The following is a 17,041-nucleotide window of genomic DNA, read 5'->3' as shown; positions in this document are numbered from 1 at the left end:
CGCCGGTGGAGCGGAATCGGCCGTTCCGCCCCGGCTACTCCAGGGGAGCCCGCTCGGGCGCGGCCCCGGCGCAGCCGCAGGAACGGCGGATGACCAGGCGGGACGGGAACTTGCGGACCCGCTCGGTGTCCGATCCGGGCACCATCAGGGAGTCGTCCAGCACCAGGTCCACGGCGGCCCGGGCCATCGCGTCGCGGTCGGAGGCGACGGTGGTCAGCGGCGGGTCGGCGAGCGCGGCCTCGGGCACGTCGTCGAAGCCGGCCACCGCAAGGTCCTCGGGGACGCGCAGGCCGACCTCGCGGGCGGCCCGCAGCACGCCGATGGCCTGGTCGTCGGTCGAGCAGAAGATCGCCCGTGGCCGGTCCGGCGAGCGCAGCACACCGAGTGCGACGTCGTACGCGCCGTAGCGGTGGAAGGGGGCGTCGATCAGGTGCGGCTCGGTGGGGACGCCGTGGGCGTCCATGGCGCGCTGCCAGCCCTCGACGTGGTCGATGACCGGGTCGCCGGGGGCGGGGGACTCCACCGGGCCGCCGAAGCAGGCCACGTACGGGTGCCCGTGCACCTCCAGCAGGTGGCGGACGACGGCCTCGGCGCCGCCCACGTCGTCGGTGACCACCGCGACGTCGTCGATCGCCTCGGGCCGGCGGTGCAGCAGCACCACCTTCGCGCCCTCCATCGCGGCGAACTCCTCGGCGGCGCGCTGCGAGGGGCCCTGGCTGACCAGGATCAGGCCGGAGACCCGCATGCCGAGGAAGGCGCGGACGTAGTGGACCTCGCGGTCGTCCACGTAGTCGGAGTTGCCGATCAGGACGAGCTTGCCGCGCTCGGAGGCGGCCCGTTCGACGGCGTGGGCCATCTCGGCGAAGAAGGGCTGGCGGGCGTCCGGGACGACCATGCCGATCAGGTTGGTCCGCCGGGAGGCCATCGCCTGGGCGACGCTGTTCGGCCGGTAGCCGAGCTGTTCGATCGCCGCGAGGACCTTCTCCCGGGTCGCGGGCGCGACCGGGCGGGGACCGTTGTTGATCACGTAGCTGACGACCGCGGTCGAGGTCCCAGCCAGTCGGGCTACATCGTCGCGCGTCACCTTGGCCACGGGTGGAGTCTACGCGTGTGGCCCCCGGGGCGGCAGTGGGACCTGGGGCCGCTCCGGAGGCGCACAGGGCGCAATCCGGACGAGCCGGGCGGGGGACGGCCCGCCCGGCGGTCCGGTCACGCCTCCAACGGGGCCGAGGGGCGCGGGGCGAGGTCCGGGCGCTCGTTCTTCTCGGGCTTCTCCGGGACGACGAAGCGGTAGCCGACGTTGCGCACGGTGCCGATCAGCTGCTCGTTCTCGACGCCGAGCTTGGCGCGCAGGCGCCGGACGTGCACGTCCACCGTGCGGGTGCCGCCGAAGTAGTCGTAGCCCCAGACCTCCTGCAGCAGCTGGGCCCGGGTGAAGACCCGGCCGGGGTGCTGGGCGAGGTACTTGAGCAGCTCGAACTCCTTGAAGGTGAGGTCGAGCGCCCGGCCCTTGAGCTTGGCGGAGTAGGTGGCCTCGTCGACCGAGAGGTCGCCGTTGCGGATCTCCATCGGGCTGTCGTCGGTGACGACCTGGAGGCGGCCCAGCGCGAGCCGCAGCCGGGCCTCGACCTCGGCCGGGCCGGCGGTGTCCAGCAGGACGTCGTCGATGCCCCACTCGGCGGTCACGGCGGCCAGGCCGCCCTCGGTGACCACCAGGATCAGCGGGGAGCCGATGCCGGTGGAGCGCAGCAGCTGGCACAGGCTGCGGATCTGCGGCAGGTCGCGCCGCCCGTCGACCAGGATGACGTCCGCGCTGGGGGTGTCGACCAGGGCCGACCCCTCGGCGGGGGCCACCCGGACGTTGTGCAGCAGCAGGCCGAGGGCCGGCAGCACTTCGGCGGACGGTTGCAGTGCGTTGGTGAGGAGGAGGAGTGAACTCATACCCGGTGGTCCCCTTTCCGGGTCGTCGCGGTGGCGTCCCGACTGCCGCCGCAGTCGGTGGACGCAGGTGCTGAGGGGAGGTGGGAGGACGCCTGGGGGGTGTCGTGGGAGCACTCGGCGCACCGGGGGTCCCGCAACCCGCGGCGCACCGTTTCTGCCCTGTTCATCCCGCGAACCCTCCGGTCTGGTCCGGTCCCGGGTGGCGGCCCGGCGCCGGGTGGCGACACCCCGCCGGCCCGGCACGTCCTTGTGCCGCGAGAGCGGGGCGGTTCCCGCGAAGCGCCGGGGGTGGGCCGACGAATCGCAAGAACGTCCGTACTGGCGTCCTGAAAGCACAAAAGGACCCGGGGGCGACTCTGCCCGGATCCCTCTTGGAGGTCGAGGATAGCCGACCTCCCCGCGCACCGGGAGTGGGCGAATCCGGCGGTTCGCTCAATCCGGGCGTGCGCCGGGTGAGGCTGGACACAGCTTCGAGCGCCGCTCCGGGCCGGTCGGGCCAGGGCGATTGCCGCTCGCACCGGCGGACACGCCATCATGGGACGCACATCGGCGGCGCTGCCCGGGTCCATCGTTCGGGTGGTCGGGCCGGCGGCCGCGGTGGCGAGCCGGACCGGGTCACCGGGGCCGGGCGAGGACGAACGGAAGGGGTGGCCCGATGGGCGCGACCACCGAGCCCGCGAGCGGAGCCCGGGTGCGCGGGACGATCCGCTACTGGGCGGCGGCGAAGTCCGAGGCCGGGCTGGCCGAGGAGCCGTACGAGGCGGCGACCCTGGCGCAGGCGCTGGCGGCGGCCAGGGAGCGGCACGCCGACCGGCCGAAGTTCGTCCAGCTGCTCGGGCACTGCTCGTACCTGGTCGACGGCGCTCAGGTCGGCGGCCGGGACCATGCGACCGTCGCCCTGACCGAGGGCGGGACGGTCGAGGTCCTCCCGCCGTTCGCGGGAGGCTGAGCGGCGTGACGGACATGAACAACCCGAACCACGGCGGCGGCTACGGCAACTGGCCGCAGCAGCCCCAGCAGCCCTACCCGCAGCAGCAGCACCGGCGGCACGCGCAGCCGCCGCCGCAGCACCCGTACGGCTATCCGGTGGACGACGCGGACGCGACCACGGTGCTGCCGCCGGTCCCGCCGATGGACGATGCGGCGACCACGCTGCTGCCGCCGGTGCCCCCGATGGACGATGCGGCGACCACGCTGCTGCCGCCGGTCCCGCCGATGGACGACGCCGCGACCACGCTGCTGCCGCCGGTGACGGTCTCCGGCGCGATGCCGGTCGCCCCGCCGCCGCAGCACGGCCGGCCGCCGGTGCGGCAGCCCCCGATGCCGCAGCCGTACCCGCAGTCGGCGTACCAGCAGCCGCCGTACCCGCAGCAGGCTGCGCCCCACCCGCAGCAGGCTGCGCCCCACCCGCAGCAGGCTGCGCCCCACCCGCAGCAGCCCCAGCAGCCGCCGTCCCGGGCTCGGCACGCGGCTCCGGCGGGGGCGACCGCCCCGGTGTCGCAGTCCGGCCGCCGGCAGGGCGCGCCGGTCGGGCACCCCGCGGCCGCGGTGCCGCCCGCCGGGATGCCCGCCGCCGGGATGCCCGCCGCCGCGCCCGGCTTCGACCCGCCGACCATGACGCTCAAGCGTCCGGACGCCCCCGCCGCCCCGCCGTACGGCGCCGTCCCGGCACAGCCGCTGCCGGGCGTCCCGTCGCCGGCCGCGGCCCCCGGCGGCCGGACCGGTTCGCCGATCATCGACCCGGGCCTGCAGCCCGCCCTGATCACCGCCGGCGCGGCCGCGCTGCTGGCCGCCGGTGCCGCGCTGGGGCAGGTGCCGCTGGCCCTGGTGGTGGCGTTGCTGCAGCTGCTCACGGCGGCCGGCTGGTTCCGGCTGAACGGCATGTGGCCGGCCCGTCAGGGCATCCTGCTGGCCGCGCTGGCCGGGCTGACCGCGGACGTGGCGGTGCTGCTGGCGGACACGAACGGTGGCGCGGCTGCCGTGGTGGGCACCCTGGGCGGGTTCTTCCTGCTGGTGCTGGTGCTGCAGACGTTCCGTCCGTCGGACCCGAAGGAGCGGTTCTACGCGCTGACCGTGCTGGGTTCGGCCGCCGTGGTGACGGCGCTGTGCACCACGCTGCTGCTGGCCGACTGGGTGCCGGCGGGGGTGGGCGCGGTCGCGCTGGCCACCCTGCTGGCGGCGGCTCCGCTGCCCGGCCCCAAGCAGCTGGGCCCGGTGCTGGGCCTGGTCGCGGCGGTGCTGCTGGGCATCCTGGTGGGCGCGCCGGCGGCGCTGGGGGCGCTGGCCGGGTTGGGGGCGCTGGTCGGCCGCCGGGTCGCGGCGTACGACTTCCCGTCCCGCTTCGTGCACATGACGGCGGGCGTGGCGCTGCCGCTGGCGGTGGCCGCGCCGTTGATCTGGATGGCCACCGACCTGCTGGCGGGCTGAGTCGAGCGTCACCACGGCGTCCCGCCCCGGAACCACTGTCCGGGGCGGGACGTCGTACGGTCGTGCGGGAGGGGTCGCGCCCGGCGCGGCTCCGGGACGAGACAGCGACCGGCGACGACGGGGGACACGATGCGCGGATGGCTGAAGGCGACGATCGGCCTGGTGGTGCTCGCCGGGCTGCTGGTGGGCGCGGACCGGATCGCGGTCGGCGTGGCCGAGGACGAAGCCGCCGACCAGTTGGTGAAGAACGGCCGGATGAGCCAGCGGCCGGACGTCACGATCGAGGGCTTCCCGTTCCTCACCCAGGTGCTCTCGAAGAAGCTGGACGACGTCCGGATCTCCTCGGACGGCCTGACCGTCCAGAACAACGGGCAGCAGGTGGCGCTGCACTCCTTCAAGGCGAAGCTGTCCGGGGTCGAGGTGAGCGACAGCATGAACAGCGCCACCGTGGACAGCGGCGCGGGCAGCGGAGTGATCACCTACCAGGACCTCGCCCAGCTGCTGCCCCCGGCCTCCCAGCTGATGGGCGGCGCCTCGCTGCCGGTCGGCGGCAACGCCCGGCTGAGCCTGTCGTACGGCGGGCCGGGCAAGGTCAAGGCCTCGCTGGGGCCGGTGTCGGTGGGTGAGGCGACCGTGCACAACCAGGGCAACACCATCACCGTGGACGGCCTCAAGCTGAGCTCGCTGGCCGAGATGTTCGCCGGGCTGGGCAACCGGAAGGTCGAGCCGGCCGGCTTCACCCTGGACTCGATGCCGGCCGGCCTGCAACTGGCCGCGAAGGACGGTGTGACGCCGCTGCCGGACGGCCTCCAGCTGTCCTTCGAGGGCAAGGGCGTCAAGCTGCTGGGCTGACCGCGGCCCGTCGGCTGCGGCCGGTTCGTTCCCGAAGGGGTAGGACCCCGTTCCGCTCCGCGAGACGCGCTGTCCAGCGCGGACCGCGGAGCGGTGTCGTTTCCGCCCGTTGTGCGCCCTCGGCGGGTGCCCGGCCGGTGCCCGCCGGGCCGCGAGGGGGTCGAATCCCAGTATCCGGTCGTTTTGGTCTCGGCATTCGATACGCTGATGACAGCGGGCCCCGGTGTCCCTAGCATCGTCGGCATGAAGCGACAGACGGATCTCACGAAGCGGCGGGCGGTCGACCTGTGCCGCGTGGCCGCCTGTCTGTGTCGAATGCGCTAAGTCGGCAGTCTGGCAGGGCAGTTCATGCCCGCCGCCGATCTTCCCGGGGACCTTGCCCGGCCCTCGGGGCCGATGGTCGCCCCGGTACTCCGCAGTCCCCCGCCCGGCCGTCCCGGTTTCGCTCCTCAGTCCCATCATTCGGACAGGAATTCGGACCGCCTCCGTTCGGGCACCACTGCAGCACCCCCGCTGAGCAGCTGAGCAGCACCTTCCGCAAACCGCCCTCGGATGGAGAACACCACCATGAGCCGCAGCGACGTCCTGGTCGACGCCGACTGGGTCCAGGCCCGCCTGGACGACCCGAAGGTCGTCATCGTCGAGGTCGACGAGGACACCTCCGCGTACGACAAGAACCACATCCGCAACGCCGTCCGGATCGACTGGAAGCAGGACCTCCAGGACCCGGTCCGCCGCGACTTCATCGACCAGGCCGGCTTCGAGGCGCTGCTCAGCGCCAAGGGCATCGCCAACGACGACACCGTCGTCCTGTACGGCGGCAACAACAACTGGTTCGCCTCGTACGCCTACTGGTACTTCAAGCTGTACGGCCACGGCGACGTCCGCCTGCTGGACGGCGGCCGCAAGAAGTGGGAGCTGGACTCCCGCGACCTGGTCGCCGAGGTCCCGGCCCGCCCGGCCACCGAGTACAAGGCGCAGGCCGTCGACTCCTCGATCCGTGCCTTCCGCGACGACGTGCTCGCCGCCATCGGCACCCTCAACCTGGTCGACGTCCGCTCGCCCGACGAGTTCTCCGGCAAGCTGCTCGCCCCGGCCCACCTCCCGCAGGAGCAGTCGCAGCGCCCCGGCCACGTGCCGAGCGCCCGCAACATCCCGTGGGCGAAGAACGCCAACGACGACGGCACCTTCAAGAGCGACGAGGAGCTCAAGGCCCTGTACGAGGCCGAGGGCATCGACCTGGCGAAGGACACCATCGCCTACTGCCGGATCGGCGAGCGCTCCGCGCTCACCTGGTTCGTGCTGCACGAGCTGCTCGACCAGCAGAACGTGAAGAACTACGACGGTTCGTGGACCGAGTACGGCAGCCTGGTCGGCGTGCCGATCGAGCTCGGCAGCAACTGAGCCCCCGGCTCGACCCGTAAGTCAGAAGGAGACAGACATGTGCGGTGCGAAGGCCGGCGGCCCGGACCTGGCAGGAGTTGACGTGGCGAACGAGACGATCATCCAGGGTTCGGTGACCCGCGACGGAGAGCCGGTCAACGGCTACGTCCGGCTGCTGGACGAGGGCGGCGAGTTCACGGCCGAGGTGCCCACCTCGGCGACCGGCCAGTTCCGGTTCTTCGCCCGCCCGGGCAAGTGGACCCTGCGGGCGCTGGTCCCGGGCCAGACCGTGGACCGCCAGGTGGTGGCCTCCCAGGGCGCCGCCGTCGAGGTCGCGATCGCGGTCTGACCAGGACGGACGATCACGCCGAGGGCCCCTGCCGCGCAGGGGCCCTCGGTCGTACCGTGGAAGACGTGCAGACGAGGCGCCGGCGGCGCTACTACTACGCCATGATGGGCGTGTGCCTGGGCCTGTTCGTGCTGGCCTGGGGCGTGGTGCGGTTCTTCTCGGTGGGAGCCGCGGTGGGGCTGTGCGTGGTCGCGATGGTCATCCCGCCGGCCGCCGCGGTGTTCGCCAACAAGCGGGACCCGGACGACGACTGGTGGAACGACCCGCGCTGGGAGGACCCGAAGTGGGACGAGCCCGGCCACGACCGGGACCGCCCCGACCACGAGGAACGGGACGGCCCCCGGTAGGCGGCCGGCCCGGACCGGCCTGGAGGCCGGTCCTAGTAGACGAGCGCCTGGACGCCGTCCGCCATGATCTCGCTGACGAAGACCTGCGCGCCCGCGATCCGGACGCCGTCGACGGTGTCCTTCTGCTCGATCCCGCGACGGGCCGCGCACTGGGTGCACAGCGTCACCGAGCCGGACGCCAGGATCGAGTCCAGCAGGTCCGGCAGCGGCGCGGCGTGCGGCAGCTCGAACTCCGCCGCCCTCCCCGGCACCGCGAACCAGGAGGACTCCCCGGTCAGCCACAGCGAGACGTCGATCCCGCTGGCGACGGCCACGGCCGCCACCGTGAAGGCTTGCGAGCACCGCTCGGGCGCGTCCGCCCCGGCGGTCACCTTGATGACGAGCTTCTTCGACATGGCGCCACCTTAGAGGTCCCGCCGCCCCCGTCCGCCGTCATCACGGAATCCCATGGGCAAACCTTGGACGGCGCCCCGGAGCGGGTGGGCAGGTCCTAGGGTGCGGCGGCGCGGAACCCGACGTGGTGGGGCTCACCGCGAACGGCCGTAACACGCCGGATAGAGTGAGCGCGAGCAAAATCCACCACACTGTCTCTGCCTGGGAGCCCCCCCGTGACCGGTCTCGAATGGTTCTTCGATGGTCTGCTGGCCCTGATGGCCGTGCTGATCACTTGGTTCGCCATCTTCTCGGTGATGAAGCTGTACCAGGGCCAGCGCTGACCCTGCCGTACGGTTGAGGCAGACCGCACCGACCACGACAGCGACCAGGAACATGATCGAGATCCCCTCTGACCTCCACAGGGACGTCGTCCCGCTCGCCTTCCTCCTCGGTACCTGGGAGGGCGCGGGCGTCTATGCCCCTCTGCCGAATGAGGCGGGCCCCGGCACGGAGAAGTGCAACTTCGGCCAGGAGATCGTGATCCGGCACGACGGCCGTCCCTTCCTGGAGTTCCGCTCCCGCACCTGGGTGCTGAACGAGGAGGGCGAGAAGGTCCGTCCGCTGGAGAACGAGCACGCCTTCTGGCGCATCACCAGCAACCACGACGGCACCAGCGGCGTCCGCGGCATCGAGATCTCCTCGGTCCGCGACGACGGCACGGTCGAGATCTGGTACGGCGAGCTGGCCGACGGCAAGCCGCAGGTCGACGTCTCCACCGACGCGGTGGCCCGGATCGAGGGCTCCCCGGAGTACTCCGGCGGCAAGCGGCTGTACGGCTTCGTCAACGGCGAGCTGCTCTGGGTCGGCGAGAAGGCCGCCCCGAACGTGCCGCTGCGCCCGTACATGTCCGCGCAGCTGAAGAAGGTGCTCAGCCCGGCCCAGCTGATCAAGGACATCAACGACCTGCCGGACGACGGCATCGCCTTCTTCAAGTAGCCGCAGCTCAATTAGCCGCGGCTCGGGCAAGCACGCTTCCTCCACGGAGGAGCAATCCGTGCACGAGGTAGGGACCGGCCCCCCGGCCGGTCCCTACACTTGCTTCAGGACCCCCGACCTTGGCAGGGACAGAACCGTGGCGGACACCGGCACCACCGACTGGCAGCTCTCCGGCGACTGGAAGACCGACCTGCGCGAGCGCGGCTACCGCCTCACGCCGCAGCGGCAGCTCGTGCTGGAGGCCGTGGACGTGCTCGACCACGCCACCCCGGACGACATCCTCTGCCACGTCCGCAAGACCGCCAGCGGCATCAACATCTCCACCGTCTACCGGACCCTGGAGCTGCTGGAGGAGCTGGGCCTGGTCTCGCACGCCCACCTCGGCCACGGCGCCCCGACCTACCACCTGGCCGGCCGCCACCACCACCTGCACCTGGTCTGCCGGGACTGCGAGAAGGTCACCGAGACCGACACCGAGATCGCCCAGCCGCTGATCGAGCGGCTGCGCGAGCAGCACGGCTTCGACACCGACCTCAAGCATTTCGCCATCTTCGGCCGCTGCGCCGACTGCGCCGCCGGTCGGGCCGACGAGCGGTCGTAAGCTGGCCGGTATGACCGGTGTGAAGAGCCCGCTGCTTGCCCTGCCCGGAGCCGTCCCCGCCGAGGGGGCCGACGAGGGCGTCGCCGCCCACTACGGCGACATCTTCCGCGAGCAACGGAACCTGTCGCGGGGCACCGGTTTCGTCGACCTCTCGCACCGCGGGGTGGTCACCGTCACCGGCGCGGACCGCCTCGCCTGGCTGCACCTGCTGCTCACCCAGCACGTCAGCGGGCTGGAGCCGCAGCACGCCACCGAGGCGCTGGTGCTCTCCCCGAACGGGCACGTCGAGCACGCGCTCTACCTGGTCGACGACGGCACCACCACCTGGGCGCATGTCGAGCCCGGCACCCAGGGCGCGCTGGTCGGCTACCTGGAGAGCATGAAGTTCTTCTACCGGGTGGAGGTCGCCGACGCGACCGCCGACTACGCCGTGGTCCACCTGCCGGCCGGCTCCACCGGCTCCGTGGAGGGCGCCGCCGCCGTCCGCGAACTCCCGTACGGCCGCGACCTGTTCGTTCCGCGCGCCGAGCTGGCGGAGCTCGCCTCCGCCCGCCTGTCGAACGGCTTCGGCCCGGCGGCCGGCATCTGGGCGTACGAGGCGCTGCGGATCGAGGGCCACCGCCCCCGGCTCGGCTTCGAGACCGACCACCGGACCATCCCGCACGAGGTGGACTGGCTGCGCACCGCCGTCCACCTGCAGAAGGGCTGCTACCGCGGCCAGGAGACCGTCGCCCGGGTGCACAACCTGGGCCGCCCGCCGCGCCGGCTGGTCTTCCTGCACCTGGACGGCACCGAGGAGACGCTGCCCCCGCACGGCACCGAGGTGCGGCTGGCCACCGACCCGGACGGGCGGGCGCTGGGCTTCGTGACCTCCTCGGCCCGGCACCACGAGCTGGGGCCGATCGCGCTGGCGATCGTCAAGCGGAACGTCCCGGTGGACGCGGTGCTGCTGGCCGGCACGGTGCCCGGTACCCAGGACGTGATCGTCCCGCAGTAGTCCGGCGCTTCGGGCCTTCCGGGGCCTCAGACCTCGACGAGGACGGTGAACGGGCCGTCGTTCACCAGCGCCACCTGCATGTCGGCGCCGAACCGGCCCGTCTCCACCTTGGCGCCCAGCGCGCGCAGTTGGGCCACCACCTCGTCCACCAGCGGCTCGGCGACCGGCCCGGGGGCGGCGGCGGTCCAGGTGGGGCGGCGGCCCTTGCGGGCGTCGCCGTAGAGGGTGAACTGGCTGATCACCAGCAGCGGGCCGCCGATGTCCGAGCAACTCTGCTCCACGCCCTCGCCGTTGACCGGCAGGATCCTCAGCGTCCAGAGCTTGCGGGCCAGTTGGGCAGCCTTGGCCGGGGTGTCCTCGTGGGTCACGCCGACCAGGACGCAGAGCCCGGGCCCCTCGATCGCGCCGACGGTCTCTCCGGCCACGGTCACCCGGGCCTCGGTCACTCGCTGCACCACTGCTCGCATGCCGCCATTGTGCCGGAGCGCGCTACCGCCGCGTGGGGGCTCGGGCGGATCCGGGGGCGTACCCCTGGGGCGTGCAAACGGGTGGCGCACGCCGTGCAGTGCGCGCCTGCGCAGGTTCGGGCGCTGCTCTTCCTGCGGAAAGCCCCGGTCATATCAGCCACCCCCGTTCGCCAGGGGGCCGTTCGGGTGCACGGGCGGTGCGCGCGCGCCGGGTGGGGTGGCACGCTGGGGAACCGTACGAAGGGCCCGGCGCGCCTGGAGGTCCGCCGCACCGGGCCGGGGTTCGGCCGGGCGGTCGAGCCGGTAGGTCAGGCGTTCTGTCGGGGTCGCCCCGGCGGGTGGTCCCGGCCGGGGAGCGGAACCCTTCGGGGCCCCCGGGCGTGCCAACGGACGGGACGTGCGAGCCCGTCGGGGGACGGGCCGGACCGGCGGCAGGGACGGGGTGCCGCGAGCGGGCGGGATCGGACGACGGCAGGTGGGTTGGATGATGGACGCGAGCAGCGCGGCGTGGAGCCGTTCCGGACCGGTGGCGCAGGCCGCCGGGGACCGGTCCCGGACGGCCGCCCAGGACGGCGGACCCGACCTGGAGGCGCTGGGCCTGGAACAGCTGCGGATCCTGCGCCGGGAGACCCTGGACCAGGAGGCCGACCTGTCCTACCTGCGGCGGCTGCTGCACGGGCGGATGGACATCCTGTGCGCCGAGCTCGACCGGCGCCCCGGCGGCGGCCGCGCCCACCCCGCCCGGTCGGGCGGCGACGCAGGCGGCGACGGGAGCGGCGCCCCGGTGGTCGGCGAGGCACCCGGCGGCTACCTGCTGGACCGGCTGCCGGCCATCCTGACCGACGCGCCCTCCACGGTGCGCCGCTCGGCCCGGCATGTCACCCTCGGCCCGCCGCGCACCCAGGAGTCCCAGCTGGAGGCGGATGCCCTGATGGGCGACGTCCAGCTCGCCGACCTGGCGGCCCACCCGGAGGAGGAGCTGCTGGCCGCCCTGGAGCGGCTGCGCGCCCACGAGCGCGAGGTCTCCGGCCGGCGCCAGCGGCTGCTGCGGACGGCGGACGGTTGCAATGCCGAGATCACCCGCAGGTACCGTGATGGGGAAGCACGGGTCGAGGACCTGCTCTCGGAGAGACCGCTCTGACCGGGTGAGTCGTCGCGGGGCGGGTGGGGTCCGGCTTCCTCCCGGCCCACCCTCGCCTCCGGAAGGCTCCGCGATGTCCCAGTCCGCCACCCCGCCCGTGCTCGCCGAGGTCATACGCTCGGGCTTCACCGAGGGCCGCCACCACGGCTCCCTGGTCCTGCTCGCCGCCGACGGGTCGGTGGAGTTCGCGCTCGGCGACCCCGACGCGCCGGTCTTCCCCCGCTCGACGGCCAAGCCGTTCCAGGCGGTGGCCACGCTGCGGGCCGGGCTGGCGATCGAGGGCGAGCTGCTGGCGCTGGCGGCTTCCAGTCACTCCGCAGAATCGTTTCACCTCGACGGTGTACGAGCCATCCTCGGCTCCGCCGGCCTCGACGAGTCGGCCCTGCGCACCCCGGCCGACCTGCCGCTGGACGAGACCGAGGCGGAGCTGCTGCTCGCGTCCGGCGGCCGGCGCGCCCCGATCCTGATGGACTGCTCCGGCAAGCACGCCGGCTGGCTCGCCGCCTGCGTCGCCAACGGCTGGGACACCGAGCACTACCTCGACCCGGCGCACCCGATCCAGGAGCTGGCCCGCGAGGCCCTCGCCGAGGGTACCGGCGAGACCCCCGCGCACACCGGGGTGGACGGCTGCGGAGCCCCGCTGCTCACCGTCTCGCTGACCGGCCTGGCCCGCGGCTACCGCAGCCTGGTGCTGGCAGCCGAGGGCACCCCGCAGCGCCGGGTGGCCGACGCCATGCGCGCCCACCCCGAGTACGTGGCCGGCACCCGCCGGGCCGACACCCTGCTGATGCGGGCCGTCCCGGGCACGCTGTCCAAGATGGGCGCCGAGGCCGTCCAGGTGGCCGCGCTGGCGGACGGCCGGGCGCTCGCCTTCAAGATCGACGACGGCTCCGAGCGGGCCCGCGGCCCGGTGCTGGCGGCGGCGCTGCGCCGGCTCGGGGTGACCGGCGCGGACGACGTGGTCGAGCGGATCGGCGCGGCCCCGCTGTTCGGCGGCGGCGTCCCGGTCGGCGGGGTCCGCGCGGCGTTCTGACGCCCTCCCGGACGCCCGTCGGCACCCGTCGGGGTGCAGGCCGGGCGGGGGCGGTGCACGGTGGACCGGGGGCCGTCGCACAGCTGAGGGAGTTCGCCATGACCGACCATGTGTACCGGGTGACCGAGATCGTCGGGTCCTCGCCCGAGAGCGTCGCCGCCGCGATCCGCAACGGGGTGGAGCGGGCCTCGCGGACGCTGCGCAACCTCGACTGGTTCGAGGTGACGCAGATCCGCGGCCACCTGGAGGACGGCGAGGTCAAGCACTTCCAGGTCGGCCTCAAGGTCGGCTTCCGGCTGGAGGACTGATCCCGGGGACATGACGCCCGGGGACATGACGAGGGCCGGGGCTCGCGGACGAATCCGCGGACCCCGGCCCCGTGCTGTCCCGACCTACTCAGAACTCCCCCGAACGGACGAGGGGCGAACGGATCGGAACGACGGCTCAGTGGCCGCCCTGCTCCGCCAGGCGCTTGATCGAAGCGGTGACCTCGGCCTCGGCCTCGACCCGGCCGACCCAGTTGGCGCCCTCGACCGACTTGCCCGGCTCCAGGTCCTTGTAGACCTCGAAGAAGTGCTGGATCTCCAGGCGGTCGAACTCCGACACGTGGTGGATGTCGCGCAGGTGCTCCCAGCGCGGGTCGGTCGCCGGGACGCAGAGCAGCTTGTCGTCGCCGCCGGCCTCGTCGGTCATGTGGAACATGCCGATGGCACGGCACTTGATGAGGCAGCCGGGGAAGGTCGGCTCGTCCAGGATGACCAGGGCGTCCAGCGGGTCGCCGTCCTCGCCGAGCGTGCCCTCGACGTAGCCGTAGTCGGCCGGGTAGCGGGTCGACGTGAAGAGCATCCGGTCGAGCCGCAGACGGCCGGTCTCGTGGTCGACCTCGTACTTGTTACGAGAGCCCTTCGGGATTTCGATAAGGACGTCGAATTCCAACGGTTCCTCCAAGGTAGGGACTGACAGAATCCAAGTGTCTCCTACGGGAGTGGGTGCTGAGGAAAGGGGCCGGTCGGTGGGAGCTGGGGTGGGGACGGCGCGCCGTCGCAGGGGGACGGCCGCAGGGTTGTTCGGAGCGGCCCTGTTGGTGGCCGGGACGGTGCTGGGCGCGGGCGGTGCGTACGCGCAGCCGTCCCCCTCGCCGGGCGGGCACAGCGCGGGGCAGGTCGAGGACGACAACAGCCAGGGCGACCAGGGCGGTCGTGACGGCCGCGACGGCCGCGACGGTCGTGACGGTCGCAAGGGCGAGCAGGGGAAGGGCAGGCCCGGTCCGAGCCAGAGCCCCGGCCGCCGGTCCGAGCCGCCCGCCGCCGCACCCGGGAGCAGCGGTGGCAGCGGTTCGCCCGTCGCGCGCCCGGCGCCCGCGACGGGCGCCGTCCTGGCCGTCGCCGAGAGCGGTCCGGAGGCCGCCGTCCCCACCGCGCAGGGCCTCCAGCAGGCGCTGGCCCCCGCCCTCGCCGACAAGAGCCTGGGCACCGTGGCCCTCGCCGTCGCGGACGCCGCCGGCGGTCAACTCCTCTACGGCTCCGACGAGAACACTCCGGCCACCCCTGCCTCCACCACCAAGCTGGCCACCTCGGTCGCGGCCCTGTCGCTGATCCCCGCCGACACCCGGCTCTCCACCCGGGTGGTCCGCGGCGCCGACCCGGGCAGCATCACCCTGGTCGGCGGCGGGGACCCGACGCTCACCGCGCTGCCGGCCGACCAGGTGCAGATCGGCGGGCGGCCCGCCGACGCCGACACCGCGCCCGCCTCGCTGGAGGCACTGGCCCGGCAGACCGCCACCGCGCTCAAGGCGGCCGGCACCACGACCGTCCGGCTGGACTACGACCTGTCGCTGTACCCCGACAGCACGCAGCAGCGGAAGCCCGACAACGAGAACCTCGCCCTGGTCGTCCCGCTGATGGTGGACGAGGCCAGGGTCGACCCGAAGAGCAAGGAGGAGGCCCCGGCCCGGGTCGCCGACCCGGCCGGCGCGGCCGCGACGGCCTTCGCCACGATGCTCGCCGCCCAGGGCGTCACCGTCGAGGGCAAGGCCGAGCCGGCCACCTCCCCGGCCGCCGCCGACGCCCCCGTCCTCGGCAAGGTCGACTCGCCGACCGTCGCCCGGCTGGTCGAGCGCCTGCTCACCACCTCGGACAACCAGCTCGCCGAGGCGATCGCCCGTCAGGTCGCCCTCGCCGGGCACCAGCCGGCCGACTACGAGGGCGCGGCGACCGCCGTCGCCAAGGAGCTCGGCAGGCTCGGCGTGCCGATGACCGGCGTGGTCCTCAACGACGGCAGCGGCCTGGTCGCGGACAACCGGATCCCGCCCGCCGTCCTGGTCCGGATCCTCGCTCTGGCCGCCTCCGACCAGCACCCCGCGCTGCGCCCGGTCCTCACCGGCCTCCCGGTGGCCGGCTTCACCGGCACCCTCGGCAAGCGCTACGGCTCGGGCTCCGGCGCCGCCGACGCGGCCGGCCTGATCCGCGCCAAGACCGGCACCCTCAGCGGCGTCAACACCCTCGCGGGCACCGTGGTGGACGCCGACGGCCGCCTGCTGGCCTTCGCCGTGATGACCCGCACCACCGCCCCGGCGGACACCGCCCGCGCCGCCATGGACCGGATCGCCGCCCGCCTCACCTCCTGCGGCTGCCACTGACCCACTGTCCGCACGGCGGCCTCGCCGCCGTCGGCCCGGCCGTCGGAAGGGGCGCCCGGCGGGGTCTTCCGGGGCCCGGCGCCGGGGGGTTCGAGGGGGTCCGGGGGCGGGCAGGGTGTTGGTGGCGGGTGGCTGCCGTCGATGGTGGGGAGCACGTACGGTGAGGGCATGACGAGCGCGAGTGGCGGGGCTGACATGGTCGACTGGAATCTCGCGGTCGCAACCGCGACCAGGTTGGTGCGGCCGGGGCCGGAGGTGAGCCGGGCCGAGGCGGCGGCGGTCGTCGCCGAGCTGCGCCGGCACGCGCTGGAGGCCGAGGAGCACGTGCGGGCGTTCACCGGGATGCGGTCGAGCAGCCTGGCCGCGGCCGCCGCGACGCCGGTGCTGGTGGTGGACCGTCCGGGGTGGGTGCGGGCGAACGTGGCGGGCTTCCGCACGGTCGTCCAGCCGCTGGTGGAGAAGCTGCAGGCGCGGCGGGCGAACAGCGCGGCGGCGGGCGTCTTCGGGGCGGTGGGGGAGAAGGCGACCGGGATCGAGGTCGGGGCGCTGCTGGCGTTCCTGGCGACCAAGGTGCTGGGCCAGTACGAGACCTTCGCCCCGGCCGAGCCCTCGCTGGAGGCGCCGGACAGCCCGGCGGCGCTGTTCGACAAGCCGCGGCTGGGCCCGGAGGGCCCCGGCCCGGGCCGGCTGCTGCTGGTGGCGCCGAACATCGTGCACGTCGAGCGGGAGCTGGACGTCGACCCGTCCGACTTCCGGCTCTGGGTCTGCCTGCACGAGGAGACCCACCGCACCCAGTTCACCGCGGTGCCGTGGCTGCGTGACCACATCCAGTCCGAGGTGCAGTCCTTCCTGGCCGAGACGGACGTGGACCCGGGCGCGCTGCTGGACCGGCTGCGCGAGGCGGCGGGCTCGCTGGGCGCCGGCCTGCCGGGCACGGGCGGCCGGGAGGGGCGGGAGAGCGCCTCCGGCGGCAACCTGCTGGAGATCGTCCAGTCGCCCGCGCAGCGCGAGATCCTCGGTCGGCTGACGGCGGTGATGTCGCTGCTGGAGGGCCACGCGGACGTGGTGATGGACGGCGTCGGCCCGGCCGTGGTGCCGACTGTCGCGGAGATCCGGGAGAAGTTCCAGCAGCGCCGGGACCGCGGGGCGAACCGGCTGGACCTGATGCTGCGCCGTCTGCTGGGCATGGACGCCAAGCTGCGGCAGTACCAGGACGGCGCGGTGTTCGTCCGGGCCGTGGTGGGTGAGGTCGGCATGGAGGGTTTCAACCGGGTGTGGACGTCCCCGAACACCCTGCCGACCAAGGACGAGATCCACGACCCGGCCGCCTGGGTCGCCCGGGTGGGCCGCTGAGCGGTACCGGGAGGCCCCGATCGGGCATTCCCGGCGTGCTGGGGGGCCGCCGTCGGTCGGCGGCGGTCAAACCCGCTCGTACGAGTGGTCCAATCGGGCAGATGGTGGGTGAAGATACGTTTCTCCATTCACCCGTACGTG

At 73.7% G+C, this 17,041-nt stretch carries 20 protein-coding genes; 15 read left to right on the top strand and 5 right to left on the bottom strand.

What is annotated here, in order from left to right; all coding sequences use genetic code 11:
- Positions 1–34: 34 nt before the first annotated feature.
- Together ABTY61_RS35200 and ABTY61_RS35195 are read right to left on the bottom strand one after the other, a co-directional pair.
- Positions 35–1,093 carry a LacI family DNA-binding transcriptional regulator gene (locus ABTY61_RS35200; protein WP_350509243.1) on the bottom strand — a complete coding sequence of 353 codons (1,059 nt, stop codon included), beginning with the start codon at positions 1,091–1,093 and terminating at the stop codon, positions 35–37.
- 116 nt (positions 1,094–1,209) lie between these two features.
- The gene (locus ABTY61_RS35195) at positions 1,210–1,941 is read right to left on the bottom strand and encodes a winged helix-turn-helix transcriptional regulator (RefSeq protein WP_350509242.1); all 732 of its coding nucleotides are present in this window, start codon (positions 1,939–1,941) and stop codon (positions 1,210–1,212) included.
- A 655-nt stretch (positions 1,942–2,596) separates the two neighbouring features.
- Between ABTY61_RS35195 and ABTY61_RS35190 the strand changes: the two genes are divergently transcribed.
- From ABTY61_RS35190 to ABTY61_RS35160, 7 genes are all read left to right on the top strand, one after another.
- Positions 2,597–2,890 carry a MoaD/ThiS family protein gene (locus ABTY61_RS35190; protein WP_350509241.1) on the top strand — a complete coding sequence of 98 codons (294 nt, stop codon included), beginning with the start codon at positions 2,597–2,599 and terminating at the stop codon, positions 2,888–2,890.
- Positions 2,891–2,895: 5 nt separating this feature from the next.
- Positions 2,896–4,368, top strand: coding sequence for a hypothetical protein (locus ABTY61_RS35185; RefSeq protein WP_350509240.1), 1,473 nt, complete (start codon positions 2,896–2,898; stop codon positions 4,366–4,368).
- Between the two features lie 129 nt (positions 4,369–4,497).
- Positions 4,498–5,220, top strand: coding sequence for an LmeA family phospholipid-binding protein (locus ABTY61_RS35180; RefSeq protein ID WP_350509239.1), 723 nt, complete (start codon positions 4,498–4,500; stop codon positions 5,218–5,220).
- 207 nt (positions 5,221–5,427) lie between these two features.
- Positions 5,428–5,544: an Ms5788A family Cys-rich leader peptide gene (locus tag ABTY61_RS35175; protein WP_350509238.1), complete on the top strand. Its 117-nt coding sequence runs from the start codon at positions 5,428–5,430 to the stop codon at positions 5,542–5,544.
- A gap of 243 nt (positions 5,545–5,787) precedes the next feature.
- On the top strand, positions 5,788–6,624 hold the full coding sequence (locus ABTY61_RS35170; protein WP_350509237.1) for a sulfurtransferase: 837 nt from the start codon (positions 5,788–5,790) through the stop codon (positions 6,622–6,624).
- A gap of 37 nt (positions 6,625–6,661) precedes the next feature.
- Positions 6,662–6,952: a DUF1416 domain-containing protein gene (locus ABTY61_RS35165; RefSeq protein WP_030244525.1), complete on the top strand. Its 291-nt coding sequence runs from the start codon at positions 6,662–6,664 to the stop codon at positions 6,950–6,952.
- A 101-nt stretch (positions 6,953–7,053) separates the two neighbouring features.
- A complete protein-coding gene (locus tag ABTY61_RS35160; RefSeq protein ID WP_350509268.1) occupies positions 7,054–7,299 on the top strand; it encodes a hypothetical protein in 246 nt (81 codons plus the stop codon).
- Positions 7,300–7,331: 32 nt separating this feature from the next.
- Here ABTY61_RS35160 and ABTY61_RS35155 read toward each other — a convergent pair whose 3' ends face one another.
- The gene (locus ABTY61_RS35155) at positions 7,332–7,694 is read right to left on the bottom strand and encodes a DsrE family protein (RefSeq protein ID WP_350509236.1); all 363 of its coding nucleotides are present in this window, start codon (positions 7,692–7,694) and stop codon (positions 7,332–7,334) included.
- A gap of 373 nt (positions 7,695–8,067) precedes the next feature.
- On the opposite strand from ABTY61_RS35155, the gene ABTY61_RS35150 reads away from it, so the two are divergent.
- The 3 genes from ABTY61_RS35150 (at position 8,068) to ygfZ (ending at position 10,268) form a co-directional block, all read left to right on the top strand.
- Positions 8,068–8,670, top strand: coding sequence for a heme-binding beta-barrel domain-containing protein (locus ABTY61_RS35150; protein WP_350509267.1), 603 nt, complete (start codon positions 8,068–8,070; stop codon positions 8,668–8,670).
- A 136-nt stretch (positions 8,671–8,806) separates the two neighbouring features.
- Complete coding sequence (locus ABTY61_RS35145; protein WP_350509235.1) at positions 8,807–9,271, top strand: Fur family transcriptional regulator; 465 nt, start codon at positions 8,807–8,809, stop codon at positions 9,269–9,271.
- A gap of 19 nt (positions 9,272–9,290) precedes the next feature.
- Positions 9,291–10,268: a CAF17-like 4Fe-4S cluster assembly/insertion protein YgfZ gene (gene ygfZ, locus ABTY61_RS35140; protein ID WP_350509266.1), complete on the top strand. Its 978-nt coding sequence runs from the start codon at positions 9,291–9,293 to the stop codon at positions 10,266–10,268.
- Between the two features lie 26 nt (positions 10,269–10,294).
- Here the strand turns inward: ygfZ and dtd are convergent, their stop codons facing one another.
- Positions 10,295–10,735, bottom strand: coding sequence for a D-aminoacyl-tRNA deacylase (gene dtd / locus ABTY61_RS35135; protein WP_350509234.1), 441 nt, complete (start codon positions 10,733–10,735; stop codon positions 10,295–10,297).
- A gap of 484 nt (positions 10,736–11,219) precedes the next feature.
- Here dtd and ABTY61_RS35130 point away from each other — a divergent pair, with 484 nt between their 5' ends.
- The 3 genes from ABTY61_RS35130 (at position 11,220) to ABTY61_RS35120 (ending at position 13,217) form a co-directional block, all read left to right on the top strand.
- A complete protein-coding gene (locus ABTY61_RS35130) occupies positions 11,220–11,876 on the top strand; it encodes an RsiG family protein (protein ID WP_350509233.1) in 657 nt (218 codons plus the stop codon).
- A gap of 73 nt (positions 11,877–11,949) precedes the next feature.
- Positions 11,950–12,909, top strand: a complete 960-nt coding sequence (locus ABTY61_RS35125) for an asparaginase (protein WP_350509232.1) — start codon at positions 11,950–11,952, stop codon at positions 12,907–12,909.
- 98 nt (positions 12,910–13,007) lie between these two features.
- Positions 13,008–13,217, top strand: coding sequence for a dodecin (locus tag ABTY61_RS35120; protein ID WP_350509231.1), 210 nt, complete (start codon positions 13,008–13,010; stop codon positions 13,215–13,217).
- Positions 13,218–13,353: 136 nt separating this feature from the next.
- Here ABTY61_RS35120 and ABTY61_RS35115 read toward each other — a convergent pair whose 3' ends face one another.
- Entirely contained in the window at positions 13,354–13,845 is a 492-nt protein-coding gene (locus tag ABTY61_RS35115; protein WP_189924907.1) for an inorganic diphosphatase, read from the bottom strand.
- A 127-nt stretch (positions 13,846–13,972) separates the two neighbouring features.
- On the opposite strand from ABTY61_RS35115, the gene dacB reads away from it, so the two are divergent.
- Both dacB and ABTY61_RS35105 read left to right on the top strand, forming a co-directional pair.
- Positions 13,973–15,547, top strand: coding sequence for a D-alanyl-D-alanine carboxypeptidase/D-alanyl-D-alanine endopeptidase (gene dacB, locus ABTY61_RS35110; protein ID WP_350509230.1), 1,575 nt, complete (start codon positions 13,973–13,975; stop codon positions 15,545–15,547).
- Positions 15,548–15,715: 168 nt separating this feature from the next.
- Complete coding sequence (locus tag ABTY61_RS35105) at positions 15,716–16,900, top strand: Rv3626c family coenzyme F420 biosynthesis-associated protein (RefSeq protein ID WP_350509229.1); 1,185 nt, start codon at positions 15,716–15,718, stop codon at positions 16,898–16,900.
- Positions 16,901–17,041: the final 141 nt, after the last annotated feature.

It is taken from the genome of Kitasatospora sp. NPDC096128 (genome assembly GCF_040303105.1).
Taxonomy (GTDB): Bacteria; Actinomycetota; Actinomycetes; order Streptomycetales; family Streptomycetaceae; genus Kitasatospora.
Note: the sequence above shows the minus strand (reverse complement) of the source record. Positions and strands in the feature narration are given on the sequence as shown.